The organism is Xinfangfangia pollutisoli, from assembly GCF_020179405.1.
GTDB classification, from domain to species: domain Bacteria; phylum Pseudomonadota; class Alphaproteobacteria; order Rhodobacterales; family Rhodobacteraceae; genus Pseudogemmobacter; species Pseudogemmobacter pollutisoli.
Map to the genome: position 1 here is coordinate 39110 of NZ_JAICBZ010000001.1, position 12823 is coordinate 51932.

Annotated in this window: 10 protein-coding genes; 6 read left to right on the forward strand and 4 right to left on the reverse strand. The window is 64.4% G+C overall.

Annotated elements, in window-relative coordinates:
* Window position 1: 1 nt before the first annotated feature.
* Genes K1Y73_RS00165 through K1Y73_RS00175 form a run of 3 tightly spaced genes read right to left on the reverse strand, consistent with a single transcriptional unit; the run spans window position 2 to window position 3647 of the window.
* Window positions 2–907 (reverse strand): ABC transporter permease, encoded by a 906-nt coding sequence (locus K1Y73_RS00165; protein WP_225025882.1) that lies wholly within the window; start codon window positions 905–907, stop codon window positions 2–4.
* On the reverse strand, window positions 904–1875 hold the full coding sequence (locus K1Y73_RS00170) for an ABC transporter permease (protein ID WP_225025883.1): 972 nt from the start codon (window positions 1873–1875) through the stop codon (window positions 904–906). Before K1Y73_RS00170 ends, K1Y73_RS00165 begins: the two co-directional genes overlap by 4 nt.
* A complete protein-coding gene (locus K1Y73_RS00175; RefSeq protein WP_225025884.1) occupies window positions 1872–3647 on the reverse strand; it encodes a CocE/NonD family hydrolase in 1776 nt (591 codons plus the stop codon). Before K1Y73_RS00175 ends, K1Y73_RS00170 begins: the two co-directional genes overlap by 4 nt.
* Window positions 3648–3852: 205 nt before the next feature.
* Between K1Y73_RS00175 and K1Y73_RS00180 the strand changes: the two genes are divergently transcribed.
* On the forward strand, window positions 3853–4761 hold the full coding sequence (locus tag K1Y73_RS00180) for a LysR family transcriptional regulator (protein WP_225025885.1): 909 nt from the start codon (window positions 3853–3855) through the stop codon (window positions 4759–4761).
* 170 nt (window positions 4762–4931) lie between these two features.
* Complete coding sequence (locus K1Y73_RS00185) at window positions 4932–5834, forward strand: LysR family transcriptional regulator (RefSeq protein WP_225025886.1); 903 nt, start codon at window positions 4932–4934, stop codon at window positions 5832–5834.
* A gap of 42 nt (window positions 5835–5876) precedes the next feature.
* On the opposite strand, the gene K1Y73_RS00190 is transcribed toward K1Y73_RS00185, so the two are convergent.
* Window positions 5877–7070: a CaiB/BaiF CoA transferase family protein gene (locus tag K1Y73_RS00190; RefSeq protein ID WP_225025887.1), complete on the reverse strand. Its 1194-nt coding sequence runs from the start codon at window positions 7068–7070 to the stop codon at window positions 5877–5879.
* Between the two features lie 329 nt (window positions 7071–7399).
* On the opposite strand from K1Y73_RS00190, the gene K1Y73_RS00195 reads away from it, so the two are divergent.
* The 4 genes from K1Y73_RS00195 (at window position 7400) to K1Y73_RS00210 (ending at window position 12745) form a co-directional block, all read left to right on the forward strand.
* Entirely contained in the window at window positions 7400–8902 is a 1503-nt protein-coding gene (locus K1Y73_RS00195; RefSeq protein WP_225025888.1) for a CoA-acylating methylmalonate-semialdehyde dehydrogenase, read from the forward strand.
* Window positions 8903–9082: 180 nt separating this feature from the next.
* On the forward strand, window positions 9083–10111 hold the full coding sequence (locus K1Y73_RS00200) for a YeiH family protein (protein WP_225025889.1): 1029 nt from the start codon (window positions 9083–9085) through the stop codon (window positions 10109–10111).
* Between the two features lie 300 nt (window positions 10112–10411).
* The gene (locus K1Y73_RS00205) at window positions 10412–11713 is read left to right on the forward strand and encodes a CapA family protein (RefSeq protein ID WP_225025890.1); all 1302 of its coding nucleotides are present in this window, start codon (window positions 10412–10414) and stop codon (window positions 11711–11713) included.
* Between the two features lie 54 nt (window positions 11714–11767).
* Window positions 11768–12745 carry a Bug family tripartite tricarboxylate transporter substrate binding protein gene (locus tag K1Y73_RS00210; protein WP_225025891.1) on the forward strand — a complete coding sequence of 326 codons (978 nt, stop codon included), beginning with the start codon at window positions 11768–11770 and terminating at the stop codon, window positions 12743–12745.
* Window positions 12746–12823: the final 78 nt, after the last annotated feature.

Genomic DNA, 12823 nt, shown 5'->3' on the forward strand with positions numbered 1-12823 from the left:
CTCATGCCCTGAGTTTGGGGTTCAGCGCGACGCGCAGGTGATCGCCGATCAGGTTCACGGCCACGACTGTGACGACAAGCGCGATGCCGGGGAAAAGCGTGATCCAGTAAGTGCCCGAGAGGATGTAGGAAAACCCGCTGGCAATCAGCATGCCCAGCGAAGGCTCTGTCGCCTTGACCCCGACACCCAGGAAGCTCAGCGTCGCTTCAAGCGAAATTGCCCGCGCAACCTGGATGGTCAGCAGCACGATCAGCGGCGGCAGGCAATTCGGCAGAAGATGCACGAAGATGATCCTGCGCACCGGCAGCAGCGAAACCTTCGCAGCGGTCAGATAGTCCTTCCCCAGTTCGACCAGGGCAGCGCTGCGCGCGGTGCGCGCATAGCCGGCCCATTCCACAATCACCAGGGCCAGCACCACATTCCCCACCCCCTTGCCCAGAAAGGCAAGCAGCATCAGCGCCACCAGGATTGCGGGAAAGGACAGCTGCAGGTCGACAAGGCGCATGATCAGCGCTTCGACCCAGCCCCCGAAATATGCGGCAACGATGCCCACGATCGTTCCGATCGCCCCGGCGATCAGCGCCGAGCCGAAGCCGACGATCAGGGATATCCTGAGCCCGTAAAGGATGCCCGACAGGATGTCGCGCCCCTGGCCGTCCGTTCCCAGCAAGTAGCTGGTGCTGCCGTCGTAAGACTGGCTTCCCGGCGGAAGCTTGGTGTCGAACAGCGAAAGGCTGAGAAGGTCGTAAGGGTCCTGCGGCGAAATCAGCGGGGCCAGAATGGCCATCCCGATGACCAGCATCAGGATCGCACTGCCCGCGGCCATGGCTGGGCTTTCCGTGATCCAGGCCAGCCAGACCGCGGGCCGCGACACGACAATCGGCGGGACGGGGGTTTGGTCGCTCATGCCATCTTCTCCCTGATTCTGGGATCCAGAATGAGATATGCGAGATCTGTCAGAAGGTTGATCGTGACGAAAAGCAGCGCGATCACGATCAGATAGGCGACGATGACCGGCCGATCGAGCACGCTGATCGACTTGATGATCAAGCTGCCCGTGCCCGGCCATGCAAAGATCGTCTCGGTGACCACGGCAAAGGCGATTGTGCCGCCAAGCTCAAGTCCGACGATGGTGATCACCGGGATCAGGATGTTCTTCAGGACATGAACCATGACGATCCGCCGTCGCCCCAGGCCCTTGGCGCGCGCAAAGCGGATGTATTCTGCCCTGGAAATCTCGATGGCTCCCGCACGGACCAGGCGGAAGACAAGCGACATCTTGTAGATGCTCAGGCTCAGCGCGGGCAGAAGCAGGTGGCGCAGGCCGTCCAGTGTCAGAAACGACCATTCGACGCCAAGAACCCGCACCGTATCGCCGCGCCCCGAGCTGGGAAGCCAGCCAAGATTCACCGCGAAGACGATGATCATCATGATCGCGATCCAGAACGCCGGGACCGAAAAGCCCAGCACGCTCAACCCGACGGACAGGCGCGAGGCCAGCGATTTGGGATAGATGCCCGCCATCAGCCCCAGCGGAACCCCGATCAGAAGCGCCAGGACGACGGCGCTGATCGCCAGTTCCAGCGTGGCGGGCAGGCGCTTCATGATCAGCTCCAGCGCCGGTTCGCCCGACACGAAGCTGCGCCCCAGATCGCCGTGCAGGATCCCCTGCAGGAAGTAGAAATACTGCTGCCAGAGGGGCTTGTCCAAACCAAGCGCCTCGACGGCCCTGGCGCGTTCGATCTGGTCTGCATCCGACGGAATCAGCACGTCGACCGGGTTGCCGATCGCATGCAGGCCGATGAAGACGATCACGGTCATCACCAGGATGACGCCGATCGATTGAAGGATCCTTAAGATGACCGCTTGCGTCATGACCAGATATCCTTTGCCAGGATCGGAAGCGTAAGCCGGCAGCCACCCGTCTCGGCCCCAAGATGCAGGACGTTGGTGATGCCCTTGCCACCGTCTCGGACGGCCGCATGGTTAAGTTCGAACTTGGGGAAGTTTGACGACGAGATGTCCAGCCGCAGGCGATGCCCGGCCGCAAACCTGTTTGCAGTCCAGCACAGGGTGCCCGCCACGGAAACCACTCTTCCGGTAACCTCTTGCCCTTCCGGCACGTTGTGGCTGAGCCGCAGGATCGTGTCCCCCAGAAGCATGGCATAGCCCTCGGGGTAGTCTGGGCCGGCGGGATATTCGTCAATCAGCTTGAGCGTGATGTCCGTATCACCGCCATCGGTCGAGATCCTCAGATCATAGTCCACGCAGCCCGCGACCGCGATGTCCTCGGTCAGCGGGGCGGTGCGGAAGACGCAGATGTCCTGCCGGTCGGCAAGCCTTTGTCCGGGCGTCGGGCAATGCGCCGCGTTGTCGGGCTGGACCTGGTCAAAGGAACCGGCTTCCAGATAGGGGCTGAAGCTTGAGAAATCTCCACCCAGGGTCGGCACGGGCGACTTCAGATCATAGGGGAAGCTGCGCGACACGGGTCCGGCCGGACCCTGTTCCGCAAGCGCCGAGCCTTCAGCCAGGTACAGTGTCCTGGATTCGGTCCCCGGCACCGGCCAGTCTGCCGCGACAACCCATTGCCCCCCGTGATCCAGCCGACCCTGCGCCGTCTTCCTGCCGCTGCCCCCGCCCATGAGGAAAAACCGGGCGGTCGGGGCATCAGGGGATCTGCCCTGCATGGCGGCCTGGAAGAACCGCGCCCGATAGTCGACCCAGCTTCCCGCCCAGGAATCGAGCTGAGCCTGCGGCCCGAAATCCACGTCGCCCGAGACCGACGAATTGTGATCGCAATGGGTCCAGGGTCCCAGGACGATCTGGCAGGGCTGGCGATCCTTGAGACCGCAATACAGCTCGCTGATCGAGCGCGCATAGGGATCGTACCACGACGACATGAAAAGTATCGGCACAGGCGCATAACGGTCGTAATGCGCCTCGGTCGCAAGGGCGAGGCTGGACCAATCCGTCGTCGCGGCCTTGGGGTCGAAAAGCTCAAGCAGTGCGGCCTCATAGTCGGGATCCGCGGACAAAGGCGAATGCGCCCTGGTCCAGGGCGTGCGGCCAAGCCAGGCCTGGAAATCTTCGGCCAGCAGCGCGTTGCGCAGCGCCGGATCTGCAAGGGCCGCAGGCGATTGCGCGGCCTCGCGGAAAAGCCAGACCGCCTGCTTCATCTCGACGACACCATTTTGACGCACGCCATTGCGCCACGCATTGGAGAATCCGCCGGAATCAATAACCTGTGCCGCCAGCCCCGGCGGATTCAGCGGGCCCACCGCCGTCTGCACGAGCGCCGAATACGACTGGCCGTAGCTGGCAATCCGCCCGTCGCAGAACTGCATCTCCGTGAGGGCACGGATCGTGTCAAAGCTGTCTTCGGCCTCGCTGATGTATTTCCGGAAATGCCCCTCCGAGTCGTATCGGCCCCTGCAGTCCTGAACGGCCACAGCGAACCCCAGCGCGCAGAACTGCCGCGCGATATCCTGCGCTTCCGGGGCCTTTTCGGCACCCGCCCGCTTCTCGCCCTGACGCAGGCCCAATCGGCCATAGGGCGTGCGCTCAAGCAGGACAGGCCAGGGGCCACGGCCCTCCTTGGGCACGAATACGGTCGTGGCAAGCCGGACGCCATCGCGCATCGGGATCATCACGTCGATCTTGTCGGGGACTGCCGTCGCGCCACCCCTCTCGACGTTCAGATCTTGGCCCGAAGGCCGTGGGTCACAGGATCCGAAATCGCAGCTCACAGCATTGCCTTCTAAGTTGCTTCTTGCATGAAACGTGTTCATTATTCGTTTGATGCAACAATGCGATAGATTTGATAAGTGCAAATAATTGAAGGATTGATCCGGGATGAGGAATAATTACGAGCTTCTGGATATCCGCGCTTTCCTGGCTTTGATGAGCCTTGGCAGCTTCAACGCCGCGGCCGAGAAGTTGAACATGTCGCAGCCGGCCTTCAGCCGCCGGATCGGACATTTCGAAGAAACACTGGGCGTCAAACTTTTCGAGCGGACAACAAGAAGCGTTCGCCCCACCCGCATTGCCGAGCAGTACCAGCCGGCCTTCGCCCGCCTGCTGAACGAACTTGACGCGATCTCGTCCCTGGGGGCGACCTCAGGCCCGTCACGCGAAACCGTTGTGATCGCCTGCGTCTTCTCGGCGGCGGTCAAGTTCCTGCCGTCTCTCATCAGCGACTTTCTAAGCCTGCACAGCGGCGTGGAATTCAACATTCTCGACGTCTCGGCCAATGATGCGCTTGAGGCGGTGTCGACCGGCGAGGCGCATTTTGGTGTGACGATCCTGACAGGCAGCTATCCGTCGCTGGCCTTCATTCCGGTGATGTCCGATCCGTTCGTGTTCATCTGCCACCGGTCCCACCCCTTGGCTGGCCGCAAGTTCGTGACGGGTACCGATCTGGCGGGGCATCGCCTCATCCAGTTCCAGAGCGGCAGCTACAATCGCACGATCATTGATCTGTCGACGGCCCCTTCGAACCTGGATCTCGACTGGACGGTGAAGGTCAATCACCTGTCCACCGCCATCGGCCTGGTGGATGCGGGCGTCGGGGCCTCGATCATGCCGCATATGATGGTGGAAACCGTCAACTCTCCAAACGTGGTTGCCATCGAATTGCGAGAACCCAGGATGGCCCGGACCATCGGCATCGTTGAAAAGAAGGGGCGCGTCCTTGCCTCGATGGCGAAGGAATTCCGCGATTTCTTGAACAGCGAATGGCCCGACAGCATCGCGAAGACCTGACCCGCCCCCGCCGTGGCCCAACCCGAGGCGACCGACACAGCGTTCCGGAAGCGACTGGCGATCGGGCCCATGCGGCAGCGTCACAAGCCAGTCGCGTGGTTGGGACCGACGCGTGAACCCCGCCGTTGATTTCCGTTGAAAACTGCAACTCTGTCCCGCACCATTCCGGAATGAGCATCAACTTCGAACTTCTCGATCTGCGCACCTTCATCGCGATCATCGACCTTGGCTCGTTCCGCAAGGCCGCCGAGGCGCTGAACATCTCGCAGCCCGCGCTGACCCGCCGGATCCAGGCCTTCGAATACAAGCTGGGCAATCAGCTGTTCGAACGCTCGACCCGGCATGTCTCGCTGACGAATGTCGGGCGCGAGATCGAGCCGATGGCGCGGCGCACCATTGCCGAGATCGACGAGCAGTTCGGATCGCTTTCCGATGCGGGCGCGTCCCGGTCGGGGTTCATCTCGATCGCCTGCATCCCGACCTCGACGATCAGTTTCCTTCCCCGGGTGGTCGGCAGGTTCCATGCCGACTATCCGCGGGCGCGCTTTCGCATTCTCGACAATTCCTCGGCCCAGGTGCTGGACAGCGTGTCTGACGGCACGGCGGATTTCGGGCTGACCTTCACCGGCCAGTCCGACAGCCAGTTCAAGTTCACCGCGCTGTTCGAGGACGAATTCGTGGCACTTTGCGCGCCGGATGACCGGATCGCCCAGAAGGCCAGAATTGCCTGGAGCGAGCTGAACACCCTGCCGCTGATCGGCGTCAACAGATCCAGCGGCAACCGGACACTGATGGACACAAGGCTGTCGAAGGACGGCATCAAGCTGAACTGGGCGCATGAGGTGAACCATGTCACCGCGGCCGTCGGGCTGGTGCGCCAGGCGGTCGGCGTGTCGGTCGTGCCGCGGATGGCCTATGATCCGCTGCTGATGGGCGATCTGCGGATCATCCCGCTGGTCAACCCCGTCGTGTCGCGGCGGCTGGGCATCATCGAGCGCAGCGGCGCGCGGCAGGGCCGGCTGGTCACGGCCTTCCTTGACCTTCTGAAGACCTTCGGCGCGGCCGAGGTCTGATCCTGCCCCTTATATCACCGCGCGGCCAGCCCCGAACGGCGGTCAGCCGACGACCTTCTTCCGCCGCAAGGCCTCGATCTCTTCGGCACGGTAGCCAAGCGCCGACAGGATGTCCTGATTGTCGCGCCCCAAGGGCGGCGGCGGGCTGTCGATCCTGGGCCCGCCCTCGGCGAAGGTGAAGGGCGCAAGCGGCACGGAATAGTCGCCCTCGACCAGGGGCGAGCCGTCCTCGAAGCGGTGAAAGGCGCGGCGATGCGCGACTTGCGGGTCGGCCAGCGCCTCGCGCACGCTGCGCTGGCGCACGGCGGGCACATGATGGGCCTGGAAGAAATCCTCCCATTCCTGCGCCGTCCTGGTGAGGAAGATCGTGTTCAGCAGCGCCAGCTCTTCCTCGCGCCCGGCAAGCCGCTCGGCCTCGCTGCGCATGGCGCGTTCGGGATGGCCAAGCGCCTGCCACAGCCGCGCATATTGCCGGTGGTTCGCGGCCGCCAGCATCACCTTGCCGTCGCTGGCCTGGAACTGGTTGTAGGTCGGGCTGCCATGTTCCAGCTTTTCATAGGTCATCTCGCGGCCGGTGCGCAGCGCATCGGTGATCTGCGCGCCCATCATCATGAAGGCCACATCGTTCAGGCAGGCGTCGATCCTTTGCCCCCTGCCGGTCCTTTCGCGCTGGAACAGCGCGCTGGAAATCGCGAAAGCCGTGGCGATCCCCGCCCCGATATCCACCAGCTGCGGCCCGCAGCGCAAGGGCCCCGTCTCTTCGGTGCCGGTGATCGACATGATGCCGGAATAGCTTTGGATCACCTGGTCATAGCCGGTCTGGCCGCGCCGGGGCCCGTCCTGTCCCCAGGCGGTCAGCGAACAATAGATCAGCCGCGGGTTGATCTTCTTCAGATCCTCATAGCCCAGCCCCAGCGCCTCGAACGACCCGGCGCGGTAATTCTCGACGAAGATGTCGCTGTCGCGGACCAGCGCCTCGATGATCGCCCGGCCTTCGGGCGTCTTGATGTTCACCGTCAGCGACCGCTTGTTCGCGCCGGTGGTCAGGAAGCGCGTGCCCATGAAGGCATCGGCAAGTGTCTTGTCGCCGCCATCGCTGCGCGCCATGTCGGGGTCTTCGGGCGGCTCGACCTTGATGACCTCGGCCCCCAGCATCGCCAGCTGACCCGTGGCGAAGGGGCCGGCCAGCACATGGGTCATGTCGACGATCTTGATGCCTGCGAAGGGCCTTTGCATGCCTTTGTCCTTTGCCTGCCGCGGATGCCCGGATCTGGCCGCCAGAAGCGGGCCCACCCTATCCGTAGCGGCACGGCGGCCTTTCTTCCAATGCCGATATCCGACAGGATTATTCCGCGAACCGGAATGACCGGCCGGCGCGCGCCGCCGCGCGATCTGTACCCCCAAACCGCCCGGATCTGTGTCTGTCGCCGCCGATCGTCTTCGCGCTAGGAGCAGGGTCAGAAGCCCGATCGACCCAAGCTTCCCGGTCGATCGACCACCCCTTTTGCACCTACAGCGCGGATGACCGCAGCAGGCGGCCCCCCGCCCGGCGGATGGAGACCTGAATGATCGAGATTTCCCACCACATGGCAAACAAGCCCTGGGCCGGCACCTCGGACCGCTGGTCCGAGATCCGCAACCCGGCGACCGGCGCGGTGACGGGGCGGGTGGCGCTGGCCAGCCAGGCCGATGTCGACACCGTGGTCGAAGCGGCCCGCCGCGCGCTGCCGGCCTGGGCCGCGACCCCGCCCGCGAAACGCGCCGCGGTGCTGTTCGACTTCCGCGACCTTCTGCGCAAGCACATTGACGAACTGGCGGCGCTGCTGTCGGCCGAACATGGCAAGACCATCCCCGACGCCAAGGGTGAAATCGCCCGCGGCATCGAAGTGGTCGAATTCGCCTGCGGCATCCCGCAGCTGCTGAAGGGCGACTATTCCGAATCCGTGGCGAACAATGTCGACAGCTTCTCGGTCCGTCAGCCGGTCGGCGTCGTGGCGGGCATCACGCCCTTCAACTTCCCCGCCATGGTGCCGCTGTGGATGTATCCCGTCGCCATCGCCTGCGGAAACACCTTCGTTCTGAAACCTTCCGAGAAAGACCCCAGCGTCGCCCTGCGCATCGCAGAACTGCTGGCCGAGGCCGGGCTGCCGGCGGGCGTGTTCAACGTGGTGAACGGCGATAAAGAGGCAGTCGATGCCCTGCTCGACAATCCGGCGGTCGAGGCGATCAGCTTTGTCGGCTCGACCCCGATCGGGAAATACATCTACACCCGCGGCGCGGCGAACGGCAAACGCGTGCAGGCCCTGTGCGGCGCCAAGAACCATATGGTGGTGATGCCCGATGCCGACATGGATCAGGTGGTCGATGCGCTGATCGGCTCGGCCTATGGGTCGGCGGGCGAACGCTGCATGGCGATTTCGGTGGTGGTTCCGGTGGGAGAGGACACGGCAGACCGGCTTGTCGCCGCGCTGTCGCCGCGCATCCGCCAGCTGCGGATCGCGCCCTGCACCGATCCCAAGGCGGAACTGGGCCCGGTGATCTCGAAGCAAAGCCAGACCCGCATCCTGGGCCTGATCGAGGAAGGCCTGGCGCGGGGCGCCGAGCTGGTGGTCGACGGGCGCGGCATTTCCATTCCCGGCCATGAAGAGGGCTATTTCATCGGCGGCTGCCTGTTCGACAGGGTGACGGTCGACATGTCGATCTACCGCGAAGAGATCTTCGGGCCGGTGCTTTCCGTCGTGCGCGCCAAGACCTACGAAGAGGCGGTGCAGATGGTGAACGACCACGAATTCGGCAACGGCACCGCGATCTTCACCCGCGACGGCGATGCGGCGCGCGATTTCTGGGCGCGGGTTCGCATCGGCATGGTCGGTGTCAACGTGCCGATCCCGGTGCCGGTCGCCTATCATTCCTTCGGCGGCTGGAAGCGGTCGCTGTTCGGCGACCACCACATCCACGGGATGGAGGGCGTGCGCTTCTACACCAGGCTGAAGACCATGACGACGCGCTGGCCCTCGGGCATCCGCACCGGCGCCGAGTTCAACTTCACCAGCGGCAAGGACGCCTGAGCCGCCGTCCCGGACAAGGCGCCGCACAAGCCGGCTGCCCCTATATCTGACCCCGCGCGGGCGATCCGGTTGCCGCCGCATCGCCCGCGCCCGCCCTTTGGCGCGCCTGGGCCTTCGCCGGAATAGGGCGGAAGGCGCCCGCGCGCCTGCCAGACCGCCTTTCAGCGCATAGGTCGAATGATGCCCCTTCTGATGCACGCCACCTTTCACGCGGTCTCGACCTCGGTGTCGCGGCTGTTCCGCGGGGTGTTCGTGGCCCTGCTGATCGCCGGCGCCGCGACCTTTCTGTCCGATCACTACGGGGCACCCGCCATGCTGATGGCGCTGCTCTTGGGCATCGCGCTGAACTTTCTTAGCGAAGAGCCCCAATGCGCGCCCGGCATCGCCTTCGCCAGCCGCACCGTCCTGCGCTTTGGCGTGGCGCTGCTGGGGCTGCGGATCAGCTGGCAGATGCTGGCGGGGCTGGGCGCGTCGTCGGTGCTGTGGATCATGGCCGCCGTCGCCACCACCATCGCGGTCGGGCTGCTGGGCGCGCGTTTGCTGGGGCGCGACTGGCGCTTCGGCATGCTGACCGGCGGATCGGTGGCGATCTGCGGCGCTTCGGCGGCGATGGCGATCTCGGCCGTGCTGCCGCGCAACGAGCGGTCGGATACCGACCTGTCCTTTACCGTCATGGCCGTCACGCTTCTTAGCACCATCGCCATGGTGATCTACCCGATTTTCACCGATGCTGCCGACATGCCCCCCGCCGATGCCGGCCTGTTTCTGGGCGCTACGATCCACGATGTCGCGCAGGTGGTGGGCGCGGGCTACACGGTGTCGGATGAGACGGGCGATGTCGCGACGGCCGTCAAGCTTTTGCGCGTCGCCTGCCTTGCGCCGGTCATCCTGCTTCTGGGCGTCGCCATCGGCCGGTCCGGGCAGGGGTCGGGGCAGGCTGGGGCCCCGGGCGCGCGCCGCCCGCCGCTGTTGCCGTTCTTCGTGCTGGCCTTCCTGCTGCTGACCACCCTGAATTCGCTTGTCGCCGCCCCGCCCGCGCTGGTGCAATTTGCCGGCGAGCTGTCAAAATGGATGCTGCTGACCGCAGTGGCCGCCGTGGGAATGAAAACCTCGCTGCGGCAGCTTGCCCAGGTCGGCGGGCCCGCGGTGATTCTGGTCGTGGCCGAGACCGCCTATCTGGGGATCGGCTTCTTCCTGATCACCGCCTGACAGCCGCGCCGCGACGGATTCCGGCCGGACTTACCTTATCCCCCCCTCTGTATCGGGCCTGTGACGGCGCGCGACGGGCCTGCGGTTGAAGCTGGGCCCATCGTCACCGCAGGCCTGCCTGTTTTCTGTGCCAAACCAGGAAAAAGCTGACTCTATTATTCCGAATTTTGCAACGCACGGCCATCAGATTTGCATTGGCCCGCAAGACGCATTTGTCCCTAGTCTCGCCTCAACCGGCCGCCGAAACGCCCGCTTTGACGGGCCGGGCCGCCCGATCTTTCCGAAGTCTGGACATATCCTATGCAAGCAAAACTCGTGGTTACCGGCGAAACGCTGTGCACCCGCAAACATTCGTCCTTCACCGACCGGCCCTTCCTCGACATGGTCGAGATCATCCGGTCTGCGGACGTGGCCTGCACCAATCTTGAGACCCGGATCCACACCTTCAAGGGCGCGCCGATGCCGATCGACACGATGGGGCAGGAGCAGTCCTATCAGCAGGCCGATCCGTTCGTGGCCGAGGAACTGAAATGGCTGGGTCTGAACATGATCGGCCGGTCGAACAATCACGGCATGGATTTCGGCCCCGAGATGATCCGCGAAGAGGCCGAGATCCTGGATGCCGCCGGGCTGGTGCATGCCGGTGTCGGCAAGAACCTGTCCGAGGCGACGCGCGCGACCTTCCTTGAAACCGACAATGGCCGTTTCGCCCTGATCTCGGTCTGCATCGACTTCCCGCCGCATTGCCCCGCCGGCCCGCAGGGCCCCGATCTGCCCGGCCGGCCCGGGATCAACGCGATCCACCACGACATCCGCTACGAAGTGTCGGACGAGACCTTCGACGCGCTGGCCCGGCTGATGCAGGAAACCGACCAGCACAAGGCGCTGCGCGACGACCAGATCCTGGCCTTCGGCAAGGTGTTCAAGCGCGGCAAGGCCAACAGCATCCATTATGCCGTCGACCAGGCCGACCTGACCCGCAACTGCCGCGTGATCGCGGATGCCAAGCTGGCCTCGGACATCGTGGTCGTGCATCTGCATCAGGAAACCGAAGGCCACTATCCGCTGCACCATGTCGAGGATCTGGCCCATGCGCTGATCGACGCCGGCGCCGATGTGGTGATGGGCGACGGCCCGCATCTTTTGCAGGGCATCGAGATCTACAAGGGCCGGCCGATCTTCTACAGCCTGGGGAATTTCTTCTACCAAAGCGAGACGATCAAGCTTTTCCCCCCGGACCAGTATCTGCGCGCCGGGCTGGGCATCGACGCCCTGCCGCAGGAAGCGATCGAATATCGCGACGCGATCCGCGCCGGCCGGGTGCAGAAAGACAATATCCGCCCGTTGCGCGCGGGCGGGGAATATGGCGAATGGCACGAGGCGGTTCTGGGCGCCCTGTCCTTCAAGGATGGCGCCGTGACCGAGATCCGGCTGCATCCGCTGTGGCACCACCACGAAAAGCGCGCGCAACGCGGGCTGCCGCGCATCGCCAGCCGCGAGATCGGCGACCGGATCATCCGCAAGATGGCCGAATACTCTGAACGCTACGGGACCGAGATCCGCAACGAGAATGGCGTCGGGGTGATCACGAAGTTCGACTGAACAAAAAGGGGGATCAGGCTCTGATCCCGCACAACACGGAGGTAAAAGACGAAAATGACAAAACGCACCATGCTTCTTGCCAGCGCGATGACCAGCCTGCTGGTCACCGGCACGGCCGCCTCGGCGGCGGATTTCGCCTGCTCGACCCTGCGCTGGATCGTGCCCTATTCGGCGGGCGGCGGGCTTGACTGGGCCACGCGCCTGGTGACCGACGGCGTGTCGCAGAAACTGGGCGGGGTCGCCGTTGTGGTCGACAACCGCGCCGGCGCGACCGGCGCCGTCGGCGGCAAGGAGGCGATGAACGCCAAGGCCGATGGCTGCACCATCCTGTCGATCACCAGCTCGATGGTGGTGAACCAGGCGGTGAAGGGTCATGAGGAAGTGGGCTTCGACCTGCTGACCGATTTCACCCCGGTCGTGGCGCTGGCCTCGTCGCCCTATTTCATCACCGCGAACGCCGATCTGGGCGTGAAGACCCTTCCCGAGCTGCTGGCGAAGGCCAAGGAAAAGCCGAACGAGATTCCCTATTCCACCTCGGGCAAGGAATCGCTGCAGGCGCTGGCCTATGGCCTGCTGAAGTCGCAGGCCGGGGTCGAGATGATCGAGATCCCCTACAAGGGCGGCGGCGAGATGTTCGCCGACTTCCTGTCGGGCCGCGTGCCGCTGTTCCTGGCCTATCCCTACGAGGTCAAGGACTATGTCGGCGAAGGCAAGGTGAACTACCTCGCCGTGACCTCGGCCGATCGCCATCCGCTGCTGCCCGAAGTGCCGACCGTGGCCGAAACCCTGCCCGGCTTCGAGATCCTGCAGACCTATGGCGTCGTGGCTCCGGCCGGCACCCCGCCCGAAGTGATCGCCCAGCTCAATGCCGCGATCAGCGAAACCCTGGCCTCTGAAGACGTTAGCAAGAAGCTGCAAAGCGAGACGTCCTTCGTGGTCAAGGCCGGCGCGCCCGAAGCCTATGGCGAGATGCTGAAGAAGGATCTGGACCAGTTCCGGTCCATCGCGACGGATCTTGGCCTGATCAAGTGATCCACAGACTGCTGGGGGAACGCCGGTCGCGGCGTTCCCTTGCAGGTATTCCGGGGCGTCAGGCCCCGTTCCAATGAT